14 protein-coding genes and 1 tRNA gene are annotated in these 19,595 nt (G+C 66.4%); 10 read left to right on the top strand and 5 right to left on the bottom strand.

The window, feature by feature from the left end:
- Positions 1 to 66: 66 nt before the first annotated feature.
- Positions 67 to 348, bottom strand: a complete 282-nt coding sequence (locus AruCF_RS10320; RefSeq protein ID WP_080977391.1) for a hypothetical protein — start codon at positions 346 to 348, stop codon at positions 67 to 69.
- A gap of 244 nt (positions 349 to 592) precedes the next feature.
- Positions 593 to 679 (bottom strand) — tRNA-Leu (locus AruCF_RS10315).
- Positions 680 to 726: 47 nt separating this feature from the next.
- On the opposite strand from AruCF_RS10315, the gene dapC reads away from it, so the two are divergent.
- The 10 genes from dapC (at position 727) to AruCF_RS10265 (ending at position 15,470) form a co-directional block, all read left to right on the top strand.
- Complete coding sequence (gene dapC / locus AruCF_RS10310; RefSeq protein WP_049073153.1) at positions 727 to 1,923, top strand: succinyldiaminopimelate transaminase; 1,197 nt, start codon at positions 727 to 729, stop codon at positions 1,921 to 1,923.
- Between the two features lie 28 nt (positions 1,924 to 1,951).
- Positions 1,952 to 2,773, top strand: coding sequence for a 2,3,4,5-tetrahydropyridine-2,6-dicarboxylate N-succinyltransferase (dapD, locus tag AruCF_RS10305; protein ID WP_006386215.1), 822 nt, complete (start codon positions 1,952 to 1,954; stop codon positions 2,771 to 2,773).
- On the top strand, positions 2,774 to 3,913 hold the full coding sequence (dapE, locus tag AruCF_RS10300) for a succinyl-diaminopimelate desuccinylase (protein WP_049073152.1): 1,140 nt from the start codon (positions 2,774 to 2,776) through the stop codon (positions 3,911 to 3,913).
- Between the two features lie 10 nt (positions 3,914 to 3,923).
- Positions 3,924 to 4,820: a 50S ribosomal protein L3 N(5)-glutamine methyltransferase gene (gene prmB / locus AruCF_RS10295; RefSeq protein WP_049073151.1), complete on the top strand. Its 897-nt coding sequence runs from the start codon at positions 3,924 to 3,926 to the stop codon at positions 4,818 to 4,820.
- Positions 4,817 to 6,751, top strand: a complete 1,935-nt coding sequence (locus AruCF_RS10290; protein WP_100509190.1) for an ABC-F family ATP-binding cassette domain-containing protein — start codon at positions 4,817 to 4,819, stop codon at positions 6,749 to 6,751. Before prmB ends, AruCF_RS10290 begins: the two co-directional genes overlap by 4 nt.
- 123 nt (positions 6,752 to 6,874) lie before the next feature.
- Positions 6,875 to 7,363 carry an RNA polymerase sigma factor gene (locus AruCF_RS10285; RefSeq protein ID WP_049073149.1) on the top strand — a complete coding sequence of 163 codons (489 nt, stop codon included), beginning with the start codon at positions 6,875 to 6,877 and terminating at the stop codon, positions 7,361 to 7,363.
- The gene (locus AruCF_RS10280; protein ID WP_049073148.1) at positions 7,360 to 8,292 is read left to right on the top strand and encodes a FecR family protein; all 933 of its coding nucleotides are present in this window, start codon (positions 7,360 to 7,362) and stop codon (positions 8,290 to 8,292) included. The genes AruCF_RS10285 and AruCF_RS10280 overlap by 4 nt, the downstream gene beginning before the upstream one ends.
- Before the next feature lie 242 nt (positions 8,293 to 8,534).
- Complete coding sequence (locus tag AruCF_RS10275; RefSeq protein WP_049073147.1) at positions 8,535 to 11,165, top strand: TonB-dependent receptor plug domain-containing protein; 2,631 nt, start codon at positions 8,535 to 8,537, stop codon at positions 11,163 to 11,165.
- Positions 11,166 to 11,304: 139 nt separating this feature from the next.
- Positions 11,305 to 13,944 carry a TonB-dependent receptor gene (locus AruCF_RS10270; protein WP_049073146.1) on the top strand — a complete coding sequence of 880 codons (2,640 nt, stop codon included), beginning with the start codon at positions 11,305 to 11,307 and terminating at the stop codon, positions 13,942 to 13,944.
- 125 nt (positions 13,945 to 14,069) lie between these two features.
- Complete coding sequence (locus AruCF_RS10265) at positions 14,070 to 15,470, top strand: cytochrome-c peroxidase (protein WP_083036694.1); 1,401 nt, start codon at positions 14,070 to 14,072, stop codon at positions 15,468 to 15,470.
- Positions 15,471 to 15,671: 201 nt separating this feature from the next.
- On the opposite strand, the gene AruCF_RS10260 is transcribed toward AruCF_RS10265, so the two are convergent.
- The 3 genes from AruCF_RS10260 to AruCF_RS10250 are packed head-to-tail and all read right to left on the bottom strand — an operon-like array spanning position 15,672 to position 19,479.
- Positions 15,672 to 15,977: a chorismate mutase gene (locus tag AruCF_RS10260; RefSeq protein WP_049073145.1), complete on the bottom strand. Its 306-nt coding sequence runs from the start codon at positions 15,975 to 15,977 to the stop codon at positions 15,672 to 15,674.
- Between the two features lie 5 nt (positions 15,978 to 15,982).
- Positions 15,983 to 18,274 (bottom strand): UvrD-helicase domain-containing protein, encoded by a 2,292-nt coding sequence (locus AruCF_RS10255; RefSeq protein ID WP_049073144.1) that lies wholly within the window; start codon positions 18,272 to 18,274, stop codon positions 15,983 to 15,985.
- On the bottom strand, positions 18,271 to 19,479 hold the full coding sequence (locus AruCF_RS10250) for a DesA family fatty acid desaturase (protein WP_049073143.1): 1,209 nt from the start codon (positions 19,477 to 19,479) through the stop codon (positions 18,271 to 18,273). Before AruCF_RS10250 ends, AruCF_RS10255 begins: the two co-directional genes overlap by 4 nt.
- Positions 19,480 to 19,595 lie beyond the last annotated feature (116 nt).

Here is a 19,595-nt window from a genome sequence, read left to right as displayed (position 1 = left end):
CACGCCCATCAAGCGCGCACCGCATGTGAAAAGCCCGTCATCTGACGGGCTTTTTCATATCCTGGCTCAACCGCCGAAAGCGCGACGCAACCGTTCCATCTCGGCCCGGTTCAGGCGCTTGGCCTCTTCTTCCGCGTAATCCCGCTCGCCCACCTCGTACTTACCGTTGTAGAGGCAACTGCTGCGGCTTACCCGGCATTCAAGGCTGACACGCGACGAATCGGGACCGGAGCCCGGTGCCGCGGGCGAAGACCAGGGGTTGACGGGCGAGGAGGAGGAACAGCCAGACATGAGCGCGGCGAGCAACAACAGCGGGCCGCCGCGGCTAAGCAGTTGAATCGGAGACATTTACCCTCGCTCGACAAGAAAAGCTTCAGGCGTCTTTATAACAAGCATGGGAAATGCGGTACAGGCGCGAAAATACGGGGCCGGGCTCGGAGCCGACATCCCTATCAACCCTCTGATTCATAAGGAAATCACCAAGATCCGCCATATGAAAAGACTCCCAAAATGAAAAGACCCCGAGACACACGGATGTCTCGGGGTCTTGGGATACTGCCGGCATGGCGCCGATTCAGTACCCGAATAGGGTTGGTGCGAAGGAGGGGACTCGAACCCCTACACCTGTTACGGCGTCAGGACCTAAACCTGGTGCGTCTACCAATTTCGCCACCTTCGCAATAGGCCAAGCCCGCTATTGTAGCTTGCTTGTTAAAATCTTGCGTCATGAATCCGCGCCTCGATGCCCTGCACCCCTACCCGTTCGAAAAACTGCGCGCCCTGCTGGCCTCGGCCACTGCGCAACCGGACGGCCTGACGCCCATCAACCTGTCGATCGGCGAGCCCAAACACGCCGCGCCGGAACGCGTCGCGCAGGCCATCCGCGACAACCTTGGCGGACTGTCGGTGTACCCGTCGACCAAGGGCGATCCCGCGCTGCGCCAGGCCATCGCCAACTGGCTGGCGCGGCGCTACAGCATCCCCGCGCCCGATGCCGAGACCCAGGTGCTGCCGGCGCTGGGCTCGCGCGAAGCGCTGTTCGCTTTCACCCAGACGGTGATCGATCCGGCGGCGGGATCGGTGGTGATCTGCCCCAACCCGTTCTACCAGATCTACGAGGGCGCCACGCTGCTGGCCGGCGCCACGCCCTATTACGTCAACGCCGATGCGCTGCGCAATTTCGCCTGCGACTGGAACCAGGTGCCGGACGAAGTCTGGAAAAAGACCCGCATGGTGTTCGTCTGCTCGCCCGGCAACCCGGCCGGCAACGTCATGACGCTGGACGAATGGGAAGACCTGTTCGCCCTGTCCGACCGCCACGGCTTCGTGATCGCCTCCGACGAGTGCTACTCCGAGATCTACCTGGACGAAGGCAATCCGCCGCTGGGCGGCCTGCAGGCGGCGCGCCGGCTGGGCCGCAACGACTACCGCAACCTGGTGGCGTTCTCCAGCCTGTCCAAGCGCTCCAACGTGCCGGGCCTGCGTTCGGGTTTCGTCGCGGGCGACGCCGCGCTGATCGGCCGCTTCCTGCGCTACCGCACGTATCATGGCAGCGCCATGAGTCCGCTGGTGTCGGCGGCCAGCATCGCCGCCTGGACCGACGAGGCCCACGTCAAGGACAACCGCCGCCTGTACCGCGAGAAATTCGAGGCCGTGCTGCCGATCCTGCAGAACGTGCTGGACGTGCAGCGTCCGCAGGCCTCGTTCTATCTGTGGGCAGCCACCCCGGGTTCGGATACCGCGTTCGCGCGCGACCTTTATGGCCGTACCGGTGTTACCGTGCTGCCGGGCAGTTTCCTGGCGCGCGAAGCGCACGGCGTGAATCCCGGGCAGGGGCGCATCCGCCTGGCCCTGGTGGCGCCTTTGGCCGACTGCGTGCAGGCGGCCGAACGCATCGCCCATTTCGTACATACTTCCGTTTGATCAACCTTTTTTGAAAAGCTGAGCCGCTATGACTCTCGACCTCCAGACCACCATCGAAAAAGCCTGGGACGACCGGGCCAACCTGTCGCCTGTCGACGCCAGCGCCGAAGTGCGCGAAGCCGTCGAACACACGATCGACGGGCTGGACCTGGGCCGCCTGCGCGTGGCCGAGAAAATCAACGACGACTGGGTCGTGCACCAGTGGATCAAAAAGGCCGTGCTGCTGTCGTTCCGCCTGTACGACAACGCCATCATGGGCCAGGCCCCGCTGCAGTTCTACGACAAGGTGCCGCTCAAGTTCTCGGAATACGGCGACAACGCCTTCAAGCAAGGCGGCTACCGCGTGGTGCCGCCCGCCGTCGCCCGCCGCGGCGCCTTCATCGGCCGCAACGTGGTGCTGATGCCCTCGTACGTCAACATCGGCGCCTACGTCGATGAAGGCACCATGGTCGACACCTGGGCCACCGTCGGCTCGTGCGCCCAGATCGGCAAGAACGTCCACCTGTCCGGCGGCGTCGGCATCGGCGGCGTGCTCGAGCCGCTGCAGGCCAACCCCACCATCATCGAAGACAACTGCTTCATCGGCGCCCGCTCGGAAGTCGTGGAAGGCGTGATCGTCGAAGAGAACTCGGTGCTGGCCATGGGCGTGTACCTGTCGCAAAGCACCAAGATCTATGACCGCGCCACGGGCAAGGTCACCTACGGCCGCGTGCCGTCGGGTTCGGTGGTGGTGCCGGGTTCGCTGCCCTCGGCCGACGGCTCGCACAGCCTGGCCTGCGCCGTCATCGTCAAGCGTGTCGACGCGCAGACCCGCGCCAAGACCAGCATCAACGATCTGCTGAGGGCGTAAATGTCGGCCACGGTTGTTCTGGATCTGGTCAAGGACCTGATCGCCCGTCCGTCGGTCACCCCGGCGGACGCCGATTGCCAGGCGACGCTGGCGGCGCGCCTGGCGCCGCTCGGCTTCACCTGCGAAACCATCGCCCAAGGCGGCGTCACCAACCTGTGGGCGCGCCGTGGCAACACCGCGCCGCTGGTGGTCTTCGCCGGCCACACCGACGTGGTGCCCCCGGGCCCGCGCGAGAAGTGGGAAAGCGATCCGTTCGTGCCCACCGAGCGCGACGGCTACCTGTACGGCCGCGGCGCCGCCGACATGAAAAGCTCGATCGCGGCCTTCGTGGTGGCGGCCGAGGAATTCGTGGCCGCCAACCCGCGGCACGGCGGCTCGATCGCCCTGTTGATCACGTCGGACGAGGAAGGCCCGTCGATCGACGGCACCGCCATCGTCTGTGACGCGCTCAAGGCGCGCGGCGAGCAGATGGACTACTGCATCGTCGGCGAACCCACCTCGGGCGACGTGCTCGGCGACACCTGCAAGAACGGCCGCCGCGGCTCGCTGTCGGGCACGTTGACGGTCAAGGGCATCCAGGGCCACGTGGCCTATCCGCACCTGGCGCGCAATCCGGTGCACCAGTTGGCGCCGGCACTGGCCGAGATCGTCGCGATCGAATGGGACCAGGGCAACGAGTACTTCCCGCCGACCACGTTCCAGGTCTCGAACCTGAACTCGGGCACGGGCGCCACCAACGTGGTGCCGGGCGAGGCGGTGGCGCTGTTCAACTTCCGCTTCTCCACCGCCAGCACGCCGGAAGGCCTGAAGGCGCGGGTGCACGAAGTGCTGGACCGCCATGGCCTGGAATACACGCTGGACTGGGAACTGGGTGGCGAGCCCTTCCTGACCCCGCGCGGTTCGCTGACCGATGCGCTGGTGCAGGCCATCCAGGCCGAGACCGGCGTGACGGCCGAGCTGTCGACCACCGGCGGCACGTCCGATGGCCGCTTCATCGCCAAGATCTGCCCCCAAGTCATCGAGTTCGGCCCCTGCAACGCCACGATCCACAAGGTCAACGAGCGTATCGAGCTGGCCTCGCTGGATCCGCTGAAAAACATCTATCGGCGCACGCTGGAAAACCTCCTGCCCGCCGAATAAAAAGCCTCTCATGTATCAATCCGCCCGCCAAGAACTGCTGACCCTGCGCGACCTGATCCGCTACGGCGTATCGCGCCTGAACGCCGCCCAGGTGGCGCTGGGGCACGGCAGCGACAACGCCTGGGACGAGACGGTCTATCTGGTCCTGCACGCGCTGCACCTGCCGCTGGACACGCTGGAGCCCTTTCTGGACGCCCGCGTGCTCACCGAGGAACGCAACCGCGTGCTGGAGCTTATCGACCGCCGCGTCACCGAGCGCGTGCCGGCCGCGTATCTCACCAACGAGGCCTGGCTGCGCGGGCATCGCTTCTACGTGGACGCGCGCGTCATCGTGCCGCGCTCGCCCATCGCGGAGCTGCTGGACGAAGGCCTGTCGCCCTGGGTGCAGGACGCGCAGGCTGTCGATAGCGTGCTGGACATGTGCACCGGCTCGGGCTGCCTGGCGATTCTGTCGGCCCTGGCCTTCCCCTACGCTCAGGTGGACGCCGTCGACGTGTCGCCCGACGCGCTGGAAGTCGCCCGCCGCAACGTCGACGACTACGGCCTGGGTGATCGCCTCGCGCTGCACCAGAGCGATCTGTTCGACAGCCTGCCAGAACGCCAGTACGACGTCATCGTCTGCAACCCGCCCTACGTCAACAGCGGCTCGATGGACGTGCTGCCGCAGGAATACCGCCACGAGCCGCACCTGGCCCTGGCCGGCGGCGCCGACGGCATGGACCTGGTGCGCCGCATCCTGCAGGCGGCCCCGCGCTACCTGTCGGAAAACGGCGTGCTGGTGCTGGAGATCGGCCACGAGCGCGATTTCTTCGAAGCCGCCTTCCCTGAGCTGTCGCCGGTGTGGCTGGATACGGAAGCAGCGTCCGACCAGTTGCTGCTGCTGACCCGCGAGCAGTTGACGACGTGATCCGCGCCTCTGGATTGACCCTGCGTCGCGGCACCAAGGTGCTGCTGGACGACGCCGAATTCGTGGTGCACCCGGGCGAACGCGTCGGCATCGTCGGCAAGAACGGCGCCGGCAAGTCGTCGCTATTCGCGCTGCTGACCGGCGCGCTGGACCTGGACGCCGGCAACCTGGCGCTGCCGGCCGGCTGGCGCATCGCCAGCGTCGAACAGGAACTGCATGCCGACGACCGCCCCGCGCGTGAATTCGTCATCGACGGCGACACGCCGCTGCGCGCCCTGCAGGCACGCCGCGCCGAGCTGACCGACGACCAGGGCACGCAGATCGCCGAGGTCGAAGCGGCGCTGGTCGAGGCCGGCGCCTGGAGCGCGGCCTCGCGCGCCGAACAGCTGCTGGCCGGCCTGGGCTTCAAGCCGGCCGAATGGAGCCAGCCGGTGGCGAGCTTCTCCGGCGGCTGGCGCATGCGCCTGGCGCTGGCGCGAGCGCTGATGGCGCCGTCCGAACTGCTGCTGCTGGACGAGCCCACCAACCACCTGGACCTGGACGCCATGCTGTGGCTGGAGAAATGGCTGGCCGCCTATCCCGGCACCGTCATGCTGATCTCCCACGACACCGAGTTCCTGGACGCGGTGGCCAAGTCCATCCTGCATTTCGATCACGCCAAGCTGGTGCGCTACCGCGGCGGCTACGGCGACTTCCTGACGCAGCGCGCCGAGCGCCTGCGCCAGACCAACATCGCCTACGAACGCCAGACGCGCGAAGCCGCGCGCCTGCAGGGCTTCATCGACCGCTTCAAGGCCAAGGCCTCCAAGGCCAAGCAGGCCCAGAGCCGGGTCAAGGCGCTGGCCCGCATGCAGGTGCTGGCGCCGCTGCACGCCGAGGCCGGCATCGACATCCGCATCCCCTCGCCCGAGCAAGTGCCGGATCCGCTGCTGACGCTGGAGCACCTGTCGGCCGGCTACACCGACGCGGCCGGAAATGAGGTGCCGATCCTGCGCGACGTGACGCTGATGGTGCGCGCCGGCAGCCGCGTCGGCGTGCTGGGCGCCAACGGCGCCGGCAAGAGCACGCTGATCAAGACCCTGGCCGAGGAACTGCCGGTGCAGGCCGGCGAACGCCGCGCCTCGCGCGGGCTGGCGATCGGCTACTTCCACCAGCACCAGCTCGACATGCTGGACGTGGACAGCACGCCGCTGGCCCACCTGGCGCGGTTGTCGCCGGAAACGCGCGAGCAGGAGCTGCGCAACTATCTGGGCGGCTTCGGCTTCTCGGGCGACACGGTCAACAGCAAGGTCGGGCCAATGTCGGGCGGCGAAAAGGCCCGCCTGGCCCTGTCGCTGATCGTCTGGCAGAAGCCCAACCTGCTGTTGCTGGACGAGCCCAGCAACCACCTGGACGTCGAGACGCGCGAGGCCCTGGCCGCCGCGCTGGCCGAGTTTGGCGGCAGCATGCTGCTGGTCTCGCACGATCGCCATCTGCTGCGCACCACCGTGGACAGCTTCTGGATCGTGGCCGACGGCGCCGTGCGCGAATTCGACGGCGACCTGGAGGACTATCGCGATTGGCTGGCGGCCCGCAACGCCGGCGAACGCGCCGAGGCCGCCCGCGAAAACGCCGAGAACGGCGAGGCCGTGGTCGACCGCAAGGCGCAACGCCGGGCCGAGGCCGAGCAGCGTCAGCGCCTGTCGGCGCTGCGCAAGCCGCTGGAAGCCAAGCTCGCCAAGGTCGAGACCGAGATGGAGAAGCTGCGCGTCAAGCTGCAGGCGCTGGACGGTGTCATCGCCGACCCGGACCTGTATTCCGACGCGCGCCGCGCCGAACGCCAGAAGGTCATGGCCGAGCACGGCGAACATGGCAAGCGCCTGGAAACGCTGGAAGAACAGTGGCTCGAACTGCAGGGCTCGCTGGAAGAAATCGAGCAGGGCGAAGCCTGAGCCGCGGGCGGACGGCTGGCGCCGTCCGCCTTTTCCCTTGGGTCGCAACATTCAATAACAATAATAATTATCATTTATAATTTGTCGCGAATCTGACTCTATCTGGCGCGAGGCGTCAGCGACATGTCTTCGCTTACCGACGTATTTCTCCGGCACTATCGCGAAGTGCTGGGCTTTCTGGCCATGCGCACCGGCTCGCGCGACGTGGCCCAGGACTGCGCCCAGGACACGTGGATCAAGCTGGCCGAGTTCCAGGACAAGACCCTGCCGGACAACCACCGGGCCTATGTCTTCCGCGTGGCGGCCAACATCGCCACCGACTGGCACCGCCGCCGGGGACGCGAACTGACCCTGGCCGCCGACTATGCCGCCGCGCAACCGCCCGCCTTCGAGGCCGACACGCTGGAGGTGGCCTCGGCCAACCAACTGCTGCGGCGGCTCGAAACCGCCCTGCTGCGCCAGCCGCGCCGCAGCCTCGACGTCTTCGTCCTGCATCGCCACGAAGGCCTGACCTACCGCGCCATCGCCGAACGCTTCGCCATCTCGGTCAGCGCGGTTGAGAAGCACATGATGCGTATCCTGCTGGCCTGCGACCAGGCGCTGTCGGCGTGAGCAAGACCGCCGCCCGCGGCAACGCCACGTCCGCCGACGAGCAGGCCTCGCGCTGGGTCATCCGGCACAGCGGCCAGCCCCTGGACGCGCAGGCGCAGGCGGAATTCGACGCCTGGTACCAGGCCGACCCCCGCCATGCGGCCGCCTTTGACCGCCTGGCGCGCGTGTGGCGCCGCATGGGCGAGATCGACCGTGGCAAGCTGGCGGCACGCCCGCCTCGCAAGCGCCGCACCCTGCTGACACTGGCCGTCGTCACCGCCACCGGCATGGCCCTCTATTCCCTGCGCGACTTCCAGCCCGGCGCCGACTACGCCAGCGGCACGCAACCGCTGCGCGTCGCCCTGCCCGACGGCTCCCGCGCGATCCTTGACGCGCATTCGGCCATCGCCGTGGACTTCGGGCCGGGCAAGCGCGAGGTGCGCCTGCTGTCGGGCCAGGCCCTGTTCGAAGCCTCGCCACGCGGCGCCGATGGCCCCGCCTTCACGGTCGTCACGGCCAACGCCAGCGCCACGGCCCTGGGCACGCGCTACACGGTCGCACGCGACGCCGACGCGACCCGCATCACCGTCTACACGCACCAGGTGGCGGTGCAATGCCTGGCCTGCGCCGACGCGCAAGCGCGGATCCTGCAACCCGGCCAACGCGTCGCCGTCACCGCCGCCGGCATGGTCCTCGCGCCGGCGCCGCGCGAATCCGCGCCCGCCTGGAGCGAAGGGCTGCTGGCCTTCAACGACACCGCGCTGCCCGAGGCGGCCGCGCAGCTGGCGCGCTACACCGGCAAGCGCATCGTGGTGATGGGCGAGCTGGCGCGCGGCACCCGCGTCTCCGGCACGGCCGGCATCGCCGATCCCAAGCGCGCGCTCGATCTGCTGCTGGCGCAGACCAAGGTCCGCATCACCGACCTGCCCGGCCTGCTGATCCTGCGCTGAGGGCTTGCCCTCGCAGGCCTGGCGAGACCGGCGCAGTCTCCATCGCAGACATCGCCGGTTCCGCAAGATCCTCTTTTCCCGCTTATCCCGCGCTCGGTGCCACTGCCTTCACGCGTCTTCAATCGTCGGTATTTTCAATTGGTAAATAAGAATCAATATAAATTATTCATCTATTTTGCAATGAGGAGTTGCGTCCTACGCGGCGTCCTACGGCTGACATCAACACAGCGTAGGACGTTTTCATGCCTTTCCCTCTTGACCGCAAACGCCGGCCCAGCGCCTCGGCCGTTCTTCTTTGCGTCATGCTGGTCGTTACCGCCCCCGTCGCCGCCCAGCCGCCCGCGCGCGCCATCGCGTATGACATTCCGTCCCAGGCGCTGGGCGACGCCCTGCTCGCGCTCGGCCGCCAATCGGGCCTGGAAATCTCGTTCCCGCCGGCCGCCGTGGCGGGCAAGATGTCGCCCGCGCTGCGGGGCGAATATTCCGCCCTGCTGGCGCTGGACCGCCTGCTGGCCGGTTCCGGCCTGGCGCTGCGCGCCGACGGCCCGGGCCGCTACATCGTCTTCATCGACAAGACCCATCCCTTCTCCACCTCGCGGCTGGAGCCGGTGCGGGTCTACGGCGAGCAGGCCGGCGAACGCATCTACAGCCAGGAAGAGATTGCAGAAACGCCGTCGTCCAACCGCGACCTGAGCACGCTGGTGGCCAGCCACCCGGCGGTGCGCACCAATCCGGGCGTCAGCGGCTCGCAGAACCGCGGCTCGCTCAACGTCGAGGACATCTCCTTCCACGGCGCCAGCCCCTACCAGAACCTGTTCCAGATCGACGGCATCGACGCCACCAACCGCGTCGACCCGGCCAGCAAGAACCTGAACCTGCAGGTCGGCAACGTGCCTAGCAATCCGCAGTCGTACTTCATCGACACCAGTCTGCTGGAAGCCGTGCGCGTGTACGACAGCTTCGTGCCGGTCGAATATGGCCGCTTCACCGGCGGCGTGGTGGATGCGCGGCTGCGCCGCTTTTCCGGCGAGAACCACTTTACATTCGACTACCGCTGGAACACCTCGAAGATGACGCGGCAGCAGGTGTCCGAGGGCGAGGAGAACAGCTGGGCACAGGGCCAGCCGGGCTATTCCCCTGAATGGAAGAAGCGCTTCTACTCGGCCGTGGGCGATTTCGCCTTCAACGACAAATCCGGCGTGGTGCTGGCCATGTCGCGCCGCGAATCCGACATCACGCGCTGGAACATGGGCGTGGACGACAAAGGCCAGCCGCAACAGGGCCAGGACACCTACCGCGACCGCGTCGACAACTTCCTGGGCAAGTTCAGCGTGCGCGCCAGCGCCGACACCACCGCCGACCTGACGCTCAAGTACAGCGACCGCAGCGAAACCCTGTCCAGCTACCTGTTCCGCGACACGCACTGGGACAACAACCACGGCGCCTACGGCCTGAGCGGCAACCTGGACCACCTGTTCCAGGGCGGCCGCGTCTCGCTGCAGGCCGGCTGGGACCATGCCACCAGCGATCGCCAATCCGTCGGTGACGAACTGGTGACCTACCAACCCTACAGGCTGCCGCAATACACCGCGGGCGGCTTCGGCAAGGAGCAGACGCGGCAGGACACCTGGACCCTCAAGGGCCGCGTCGATCTCGACCCGGTGCGCACCGGCATCTTCACCCACAGCGTGTACGCGGGCGCCGACCTGCAGCAGATCGACGCCGGCTTCAAGCGCTTCCAGGATTCGTATTCGTTCCGCCGCGCCTACAACAACAAGGGCACCTACCAGGACTTCAGCAAGGTCCACTACCTGCCCGGCACGGTCAACGTGAAATACAACATGGCCAGCGTGTACCTGTCCGACCGCATCGAGTGGCAACGGCTGGCGCTGGATGCGGGCGTGCGCTACGACCGCGAGACGTTCCTGGGCAACACCAACCTGTCGCCGCGCACGCGCCTGGAATGGGATGTGCTGGGCTCGGGCGACACGCTGCTGAGCGCGGGCTGGTCGCGCTACTACGGCAGCGAGGTGCTGGAAACCGCGCTGGAAGCCGAGCGCAGCCGGCTGCGCCGGCAGGTGCTCGACAGCAAGGGCAAGCCCGTGACCGACGGCGGCAAGGAATACTTCGTGGACTATCGCGGCCTGCGCATGCCCTACGACGACGAATGGGCGGTGTCGCTGCGCCAGCGCATGGCGGGCATCGAGGGCCTGCTCAGCTACGTGCACCGCAATGGCCGCGACCAATGGACCAAGAGCGGCACGCAGGCCACGGGCTACACCTACAACAACGACGGCTTTTCCACCACCGACGGCGTCAGCCTGACGCTGCGCACGCTGGAGCCCTGGCGCCTGGGTCCGACGCGCTGGAACATGCAGGCATCGTGGAGCTGGCAGAAGCGCAAGACCAACGGCGACCTGGTCACCGGCTATACCGCCGATGCCCGCGATCCGGATGACCGGGTGATCTACAACGGCTCGGAGATCCGCGCCATCGACCTGCCGCCCAGCACCTTCTACCAGCCCCAGGTCGCTACGCTCACGCTGATCGGCGCCTACCCGCGCGCCGGCCTGACCTGGAGCAACAAGCTGAACTGGCGCAGCAAGCGCGACGCCACCATCTACGTCGGTGTCGGTCCGCGGCCGGAATACCTGGACCGTTACGAGTCCGGCGAACTGCCGTCGTACTGGACCTGGGACACCAAGCTGGCATGGCAGCCGACCTTCGCGCGCAACCTGGAATTCACGGTGGAGGTGCTGAACCTGCTGAACCGCATGCCGGCGGTCACGGCCAGCAATCCCAACCTGAAGACCAACCGCAGCACGTTCCAGTCGGGACGCGAGCTGTGGTTGCAGGTGGGATATCGGTTCTGAAGCGGGCCTGACACGGGGCGCAAGCATTCATCCGGTCTGACTTCGAAGCGTCGCATCGCCAATCCGCTGGCTTGGCGCTGAGGTACGCCGCCGTCCGCCGCGTCCTATGGCTGGTTTCCCTTCAGCCAAGGACGCTCGCATGCTCACCTCTTTCAATGGTCGAATCCGGCGCCATGCGCCCGTTGCCGTCTTCTGCGCAGTGCTGGCCGCCGCCACGCCGGTCCTGGCCCGATCGCCCGATCTCGCCGCCTACGACATCCCGGCGCAAGCGCTGGGCGACGCCTTGCTGACGCTGGGCCGCCAATCGGGCCAGCAGATCTCATTCCCGCCTGCCGCCGTGGCCGGCAAGTTTGCGCCAGCCCTGCGAGGCGACTACTCCACACTCCAGGCACTGAACCAGATGCTGGCCGGTTCCGGCCTTGCGCCACGCGCCGACGGACCGGGCCGCTACATCGTCTTCGTCGACCCGTCCAACCCGTTCTCGGCCTCGCGGCTCGAACCGGTGCGCGTCTACGGGGAACAGGTCGGCGAGCGCATCTACGGCCGCGAGGAAATCGCCGCGACGCCTTCTTCCAACCGGGACCTGAGTACGCTGGTGGCAACGCATCCGGCGGTGCGGACGAATCCGGGCGCGGCGGCGTCGCGCAATCGCGGGTCGCTGGATGTCGAGGAAATCTCGTTTTTCGGCGCCAGCCCGTATCAGAATCTGTACCAGATCGACGGCATGGACGCGACCAACCGGGTGGATCCTGCCAGCAAGAATCTCAACCTGCAGATCGGCAACGTCCCAAGCAATTCGCAGTCCTATTTCATCGACACCCGCTTGCTGGAGGAGGTTCATGTCCACGACAGCTTCGTGCCGGTGGAATACGGCCGCTTCACCGGCGGCGTGGTCGACGCGCGGCTGCGGCGCTTCTCTGGCAAGAACCAACTGAAGCTGGATTACCGCTGGAACACTTCCGGCATGACCCGGCAACGGGTCGCCCCCGGCGAAGAGAACAATTGGGCCCGGGGCCGGCCCGGCTTTTCGCCCCAATGGAAAAAGCAGTTCTATTCCGCCATCGGCGACATCGCGGTCAACGACAAGGCCGGCATGGTCCTGGCCCTGTCGCAGCGGCAATCCCTGATCTCCCGCGCGGTCCTGGGCGTGGACGAAACGGGCAAGGGCCTTCTGTATAACCACAACAATTATCGCGACCGCATCGACAACTTCCTGGGCAAGTTCAGCGTCCAGGCCAACGCCGATACCACCGCCGACCTCATCCTGAAATACAGCGACCGGCGCGAACGACTGGCCAGCGATCTGTTCCGCTACACCCACTGGGTCCATGATCATCGCGCCTATGGGTTGAGCGGCAACCTGGAGCGCGTCTTCCAAGGCGGCCAGATCACCCTCAAGGCCGGCTGGGATCATGCCCTGAGCAATCGCCAATCGCCCGACAACGAACTTGTGACCCATGTGGTCTTGCCGCTGCCGAATTACACCAGCGGCGGCTTTGGGCGGGAACAGACACAACAGGACACCTGGTCGATCAAGAGCCGCGTCGATCTCGATCCGCTGCGCACCGGCGCCTTCACGCACTCGGCCTATGCGGGCCTGGACCTCAGCCAGATCAATGCCGGATTCAAGCGCTTCCAGGACTCTTATTCACTCAATCGCACCCACCACGCCGATGGCACGTACACGGACCGCAGCAAAACCCATTATCTCCCTGGCACCATCGATGTGAAATACCAAGTAGAGAGCCTGTATCTGGCCGATCGCATCGAATGGCGCGGATTGGCGCTGGACGCCGGCCTGCGCTACGACCACGAGCGCTTCCTGCACACCGGCAGTCTGGCGCCGCGCACCCGCCTGGATTGGGATATGTTCGGTTCGGGTAATACGCAGCTCAGCGCGGGCTGGTCCCGCTACTACGGCGCCGAAGTGCTGCAGACCGCGCTCTGGGCCGAGCGCCAGCGGCTGTCCCGCCTGGAGATCGACGGCAAGGGCAACCCCGTCGACCGTGGCGCCAGGCCCTATATGACGGAGTATGCGGGGTTGCGCATGCCCCATGACGACGAGTGGGCCGTCTCGTTGCGCCAGCGTTTCGCCACCCTGGAAGGCAGGATTAATTACGTGCACCGCAATGGCCGGGACCAATGGACCCGGCGGCGCATCAGCAATGACGACCCCTACAGCTATCGCTACACCAACGATGGCGCCTCCGTTACCGACAGCGTCTACCTGATGCTCGCGACCCTGGAGCCCTGGCGCATCGACGCGACACGCTGGAACCTGGTGGCCATATGGAGCTGGCAAAAGCGCAAGACCAACAACGATCTGGTCGACGGCTACGACGGCGGCGCGCGCGATCCCGACGAGCGCGTCATCTACAACAACGCCGAGATTCGCGCCCTCGACTTGCCGCCCTCTTCCTTCTACCAGCCGCAGGTCGCCACATTGACCCTGATCGGCGCTTACCCGCGCGCCGGCATCACCTGGAGCAACATGCTGAACTGGCGCAGCCGGCGCGCGGCCACCATTTATGACGGCCGCGGCCCGGCGCCGGCGAACCTGGACCGCTACAAATCAGGGGACATGGCGTCGTACTGGACCTGGGATACCAAGCTGACATGGCAGCCAAACGTCATCCCCAATCTGGAATTGACGGTTGAAGTGCTGAACCTGTTGAACCGCATGCCCGCTATCGCACCGAGCAATCCAAAAAGCAGAGCCGGTCCCGATGTCTATCAATCCGGACGCGAACTCTGGCTGCAGGTCGGCTACCGCTTCTGAGCCATAGCCAACATACCTCAATCAAAAAATGGAAATCCATATAGATTATTCATCGGTCGCGCACTGAGGGAACGCCAGCGTGGATGCGTCCTACGTCTGACTTGAATGCGACCAGGAACGCACCGATGCCCTTGCGTGGCAAATCCAGGCACCGGCTGAACGCCGTGGCCACCCTGCTGTCTGTCGTTGCGCTGTCCCTGCCGCCGACGGCCCTGGCCGCCGCGGCGGGGCCGCCGCCCGACTCCCCGCCTGCCGGCATCGTCTCCGATGCCGCTTGCCACCCCTTGACGGGCTGGGATCTCGCCTGTCTGCGCGCACACTATTCCGCCCCCGCTGCCTTCTGGCCCGCGCCCGCCATCGATGCCGGGGTGCGATGGAACGAATGGGCGCCCGTGCCGCCGGTCTCCCTCCCCCCGATGCAATGGACCGCCGCCAACCCCGGCCAGGCCGAACTGGCCGCCGACGTGGCGCGGCCGGCAATCGTGGCGCTGGGACAGATGCTGTTCTTCGATGCCCGCCTGTCGCGCAAGGGCCAAATCTCCTGTGCCTCCTGCCACCAACCGCAGCGCGCCTTCACCGACGGCCTGCCGCTCGCGGTGGGCGAGGACAAGCTGATGGGCCGGCGCCGCTCCACGCCGCTGTATGCCGCGCCGTTCGCGCCACGGCTGTTCTGGGATGGCCGCGCGGCCAGCCTGAAGGAGCAGGTGATGGGACCGATACATGATCCACGGGAAATGAACCACGACGCCGCCGGGGCGGTGGCGCGGCTGCGGGAGACCGACATGTATCCCGCGCGCTTCCTGGACGCGTTCGGCGGCGCGACGGCGGTGTCTCCTCCAGCGACTGCATCGGCTTCATCAACAGTTGCGCCGGCTTCATCAGCGGCTGGCTCAACGGCACCGGCACCGGCACCGGCATCGGCATCGGCATCGGCATCGGCATCGGCATCGGCATCGGCGGCAATGATACCGACAGCTCAAGCGCCTGCGGCATCGACCAGGGCATCCGCCATCGACGCCGACCGCCTGGCGCGCGCGCTGGCCGCCTACGTGGCCTCGCTGCGCCCCGAGAAGACGCGCTTCGATGAATTCCTGGCTGGCCGCGCCGATGCGCTGGACGATAACGAACTACTGGGCCTGCATCTGTTCCGCACGCAGGCGCGCTGCATGAACTGCCACAATGGCCCGTTGCTCACCGACCATCAGTTCCACAACATCGGCCTGTCGTTCTACGGCCGCCGCAACCAGGACCTGGGACGCTACGAGGCCACCCGCGATCCCGCCGACCTGGGCAGGTTCCGCACGCCGAGCCTGCGCAACGTGGCGCAAGCCGGCCCATGGATGCACAACGGCCTGTTCCCGGACCTGCGCGGACTGCTGCGGATGTACAACGCTGGCATGGGCCGCGACGCGCCGCCGGCCGATCCTCCCGACCCGTACGCGCCGCGCAAGTCGGAACACATCAAGCCGCTCGACCTGAGCCCGGCCGAGATCGACGCGCTGTTGGCGTTTCTGAAAACCCTATAGCGGACGCCAGCGGCTCCGCGTCGCAGGAACCACTTTCTGCCCGACAACACAATCAGGTCGGGCGCAGGGCGCTTTTACATCGAGGCGCGGCGCGGCCTCCCGCGCCGCGGAAAAAAGAATGGCCGCGGCTGGAGCCGCGGCCATGGAACTGCCGTTGCGCTTGGTGACGGCGGCCAGGCAGGCCACCGCCCCCCCCACGCATCACGAGTAGGGACGCTCGCGCAACCGGGTGTGGTGATCGACCACCGTGTCGATCACTTCGCGCAGGATGGTTTCGGCCAGGGCCGGCGGCACGCCGGCCTCTTCGGCCAGGCGCCGGATGCGCTGGACCTGCTGGTCTTCGCGCACCGGGTCCACCAGGTCCATGTCGTTGGCTTGCTTGAGCTCGCCGATCATGTCCGTGCAGCGAAAACGCACCCCCAGCAGCAGGATGATCTGCTGGTCGATCTCGTCGACTTCGGCGCGCAGCGCTGCCAGTTCGGCTTTCGGGGAGTCTTGATTGGCCATGTCTATCAACCTTGAACGATATCCAGCTTGGCGATGCCGAGAGCCAGCGTCTTGGAACCGACATCGCGGAAATGGATTTCCGCCTGCGCGTCCTGCCCCGCGCCGCTCAGGCTGACGATGGTGCCGTCGCCGAAGCGCGCGTGGTGCACGCCCTGTCCCACACGATACTGCTTGTCGCCCACCGTGACGCCGGAGGCCGTGCCGCGCGGTTGACGCGGCGCAATGGTGTTGGTGGGCTTGCGGCCGAAGGCGTCGCCGCGATTGCCGTTCCAGCCGCCGCCGGCGCTCAGCGACGGCGTCAGGCCGGCCTTGGGCGACAGCCACTTCAGGTGCTGCTCGGGGATTTCGTCGAGAAAGCGCGACCGCATGGCGTAGCGCGTCTGGCCATGCAGCATGCGGCTTTGCGCCAGGCTGATGTACAGGCGCTGGCGCGCGCGGGTGATCGCCACGTACATGAGGCGGCGCTCTTCCTCCAGGCCGGATTGCTCCAGGATGCTGTTCTCGTGCGGGAACAGGCCTTCCTCCAGGCCGGTGATGAAGACGGCGTCGAACTCCAGGCCCTTGGCCGCGTGCACGGTCATGAGCTGCACGGCGTCCTGGCCCTGCTGCGCCTGGTTGTCGCCGGCTTCGAGCGCGGCGTGCGACAGGAAGGCCGCCAGCGGCGTCAGGCCGTCGGACACCACTGGCGCGGCATCGACCACGCCAGGCATCAAGGTGCTGGAGGTGTCCTGATCGGGCACCACGCCAGCGGGCATGCCGTCGTAGTTTTCCTCGGAGGCGAACACCGCCGCGGCGGTGATCAGTTCGTTCAGGTTTTCGAGGCGCTCGGCGCCTTCGCGCTCGGCCTTGTAGTGCGCGTTCAGGCCGCTGGCTTCGAGCATGTGCTCGACCATTTCGGGCAGCGGCAGGTCGCGCGTTTCCTCGATCAGGCGATGGATCAGTTGGGCGAACTGGGCCAGGTTGGAGCCGCCCTTGCCCGCCACCAGCGCCACCGCCGAGTACAGGCTGGAATCATGCGCGCGGGCCGCGTCGGCCAGTTGTTCCAGCGTGCGCGCGCCGATTCCGCGCGTGGGGAAATTCACCACCCGCATCCACGACGTGTCGTCGTGCGGGTTGGCCATCAGGCGCAGGTAGGCGAGCGCGTGCTTGATTTCCTGGCGCTCGAAAAAGCGCAGGCCGCCGTAGACCTTGTAGGGAATGCCGGCCGAGAAGATGGCGTGTTCGATCACGCGCGACTGCGCGTTGCTGCGGTAGAGCACGGCGATCTCGCGGCGCAGGCTGCCTTCGTGGATCAGCGAACGGATCTCGTCGACGATCCATTGCGCTTCCATGCCGTCCGAGGGCTGTTCGATGACGCGCACCGGTTCGCCTTCGCCCTGGTCGGTCCAGAGGTTCTTGCCCAGGCGGCCGCTGTTGTGGCCGATGAGCGCGTTGGCCGAATCCAGGATGTGGCCGTACGAGCGGTAGTTCTGCTCCAGGCGGATGACGGTGCCGTGCGCGTAGTCGCGCTCGAAGTCGGACATGTTGCCGACGTTGGCGCCGCGGAACGCGTAGATGGACTGGTCGTCGTCGCCCACGGCGAAGATCGCCGCGCCGCCGCCAGCCAGCAGCCGCAGCCACTTGTACTGCAGCGTGTTGGTGTCCTGGAACTCGTCGACCAGGATGTGGCGGAAACGGCGCTGGTAGTGCTCGCGCACCGGCGCGTTGCGCGACAGCAGTTCGTAGGCGCGCAGCAGCAGTTCGGCGAAGTCGACCACGCCTTCGCGCTGGCACTGGGCTTCGTAGAGCTGGTAGATCTCGATCAGGCGGCGGCGGTGCGCGTCATAGGCTTCGACGTCGGCGGGGCGCAGGCCCTCTTCCTTGGCGCCGTTGATGAAGCGCTGCACATCGCGCGGCGGGTATTTTTCGTCGTCGACGCCGTTGGCCTTCATCAGCCGCTTGATGGCGGCGAGCTGGTCGGTGACGTCGAGGATCTGGAAGGTCTGCGGCAGGCCGGCGTCGCGATGATGCGCGCGCAGCATGCGGTTGCACAGGCCGTGGAAGGTGCCGATCCAGAGGCCGCGCGTATCGATCGGCAGGATGGCCGACATACGCGCCAGCATCTCGCGGGCGGCCTTGTTGGTGAACGTGACGGCCAGCAGCCCAAAAGGCGAGGCCTGGCCGGTTTGAATCAGCCAGGCCATGCGGGTGGTGAGCACCCGGGTCTTGCCGCTGCCCGCCCCGGCCAGGACCAGGGCGTGCTGCGGTTCTAACGTTACTGCGGCGCGTTGTTCAGGATTGAGCTTCTCTAGCATCATGCCGCGTAGCGGCGCAGACGTTGAGCGAATTGCTCGAGCCCGGCGATGCCGCTTTGCTGGGCGCGCTGGCACCAGGCCTGCAGGTCATGGAGGAGCTGTTCGCTGCTGGCGCTGGAGCTTTCCCAGATGCGGCCGAGTTCGCGGCGCATCTGCACCAGCGTCGACAGCGACTTGTTCTGGGCAATGGCCTTGTCCACGGCTTCGAGCTGTTCCGGCTGGAGGATGTCCTCGTTGCGGTGGATGGCGCGGCGCACCTTGTGCAGCTTGGTCCACCCGCAATCGGCGTTGCCGTCCTGGCGCGAGGCCTTCAGCTTGGCGAGTTCCTCGCGGGCGGCGCTCTTGATCACGTCCGCGTAGCGGGCCATGACTTCGTAGCGGTGCGTGATCACGCCCTGCAGCGTGCGCAGGTCGATGCCGGTCTTGGAATCATCCAGCTTGAGCTTGGGCGCGACCTTCTTGATCTTGGCCAGGCCCAGGAACTTCAGGATGTTGATGTAGCACCAGCCGATGTCGAACTCGTACCACTTGGCCGAGAACTTGGCCGACGTGCCGTGGGCGTGATGGTTGTTGTGCAACTCTTCGCCGCCGATCACGATGCCCCACGGAAACACGTTGGTGCTGGTGTCCGGGCTGTTGTAGTTGCGGTAGCCCCAGTAGTGGCCGATGCCGTTGACGACGCCGGCCGCCCAGAAGGGGATCCAGGCCATCTGCACCGCCCAGACCGTGACGCCGATCGCGCCGAACAGGGCGATGTCGATGGCGAGCATGGTCAGCACGCCCCACAGGCTGTGCTTGCTGTAGACGTTGCGTTCGAGCCAGTCGTCAGGCGTGCCGTGGCCGAACTTGGCCATGGTTTCCTTGTTGTTGGATTCTTCGCGGTAGAGCTCGGCGCCGCGGAACAGCACCTTCCAGATGCCGAACAGGATGGGCGAATGGGGATCGCCTTCCTTTTCGCACTTGGCGTGGTGCTTGCGGTGGATGGCAACCCATTCCTTGGTGACCATGCCGGTCGTCATCCAGAGCCAGAAGCGGAAGAAGTGCATGACGGCCGGATGCAGATCCAGGCCCCGGTGCGCCTGGCTGCGGTGCAGGAAGACGGTGACGGACACAATGGTGATGTGCGTCATGACCAGGGTGAAAACGACGATCTGCCACCAAGTGGCTTGGGTCAGACCGCCGGCAATGAAGGAGAGGATGTAATCCATAAAGCTGTAATGAGCCTCGCTTGAAGAGTGCCTAAAGTTTAGCTTACCTTTGCCGCGTTATGACAACGGAGTTTCAAAATAGTTTTTGAGGGAAATCAAGGACTAAGCCCTGCTTT

It is taken from the genome of Achromobacter ruhlandii (genome assembly GCF_002082135.1).
GTDB classification, from domain to species: Bacteria; Pseudomonadota; Gammaproteobacteria; order Burkholderiales; family Burkholderiaceae_B; genus Achromobacter; species Achromobacter ruhlandii.
The sequence above is the reverse complement of the archived record's forward strand: the minus strand, read 5'-3'. Positions and strand labels throughout refer to the sequence as shown.

Bases quoted from the DNA above. Each gene is read 5' to 3' on its own strand.
- AruCF_RS10250 (WP_049073143.1), bottom strand. From the start codon at position 19,479: ATGGATTACATCCTCTCCTTCATTGCCGGCGGTCTGACCCAAGCCACT.
- AruCF_RS10265 (WP_083036694.1), top strand. From the start codon at position 14,070: ATGCCCTTGCGTGGCAAATCCAGGCACCGGCTGAACGCCGTGGCCACC.
- AruCF_RS10285 (WP_049073149.1), top strand. From the start codon at position 6,875: ATGTCTTCGCTTACCGACGTATTTCTCCGGCACTATCGCGAAGTGCTG.
- dapC (WP_049073153.1), top strand. From the start codon at position 727: ATGAATCCGCGCCTCGATGCCCTGCACCCCTACCCGTTCGAAAAACTG.
- AruCF_RS10270 (WP_049073146.1), top strand. From the start codon at position 11,305: ATGCTCACCTCTTTCAATGGTCGAATCCGGCGCCATGCGCCCGTTGCC.
- AruCF_RS10260 (WP_049073145.1), bottom strand. From the start codon at position 15,977: ATGGCCAATCAAGACTCCCCGAAAGCCGAACTGGCAGCGCTGCGCGCC.
- dapE (WP_049073152.1), top strand. From the start codon at position 2,774: ATGTCGGCCACGGTTGTTCTGGATCTGGTCAAGGACCTGATCGCCCGT.
- dapD (WP_006386215.1), top strand. From the start codon at position 1,952: ATGACTCTCGACCTCCAGACCACCATCGAAAAAGCCTGGGACGACCGG.
- prmB (WP_049073151.1), top strand. From the start codon at position 3,924: ATGTATCAATCCGCCCGCCAAGAACTGCTGACCCTGCGCGACCTGATC.
- AruCF_RS10320 (WP_080977391.1), bottom strand. From the start codon at position 348: ATGTCTCCGATTCAACTGCTTAGCCGCGGCGGCCCGCTGTTGTTGCTC.
- AruCF_RS10275 (WP_049073147.1), top strand. From the start codon at position 8,535: ATGCCTTTCCCTCTTGACCGCAAACGCCGGCCCAGCGCCTCGGCCGTT.
- AruCF_RS10255 (WP_049073144.1), bottom strand. From the start codon at position 18,274: ATGATGCTAGAGAAGCTCAATCCTGAACAACGCGCCGCAGTAACGTTA.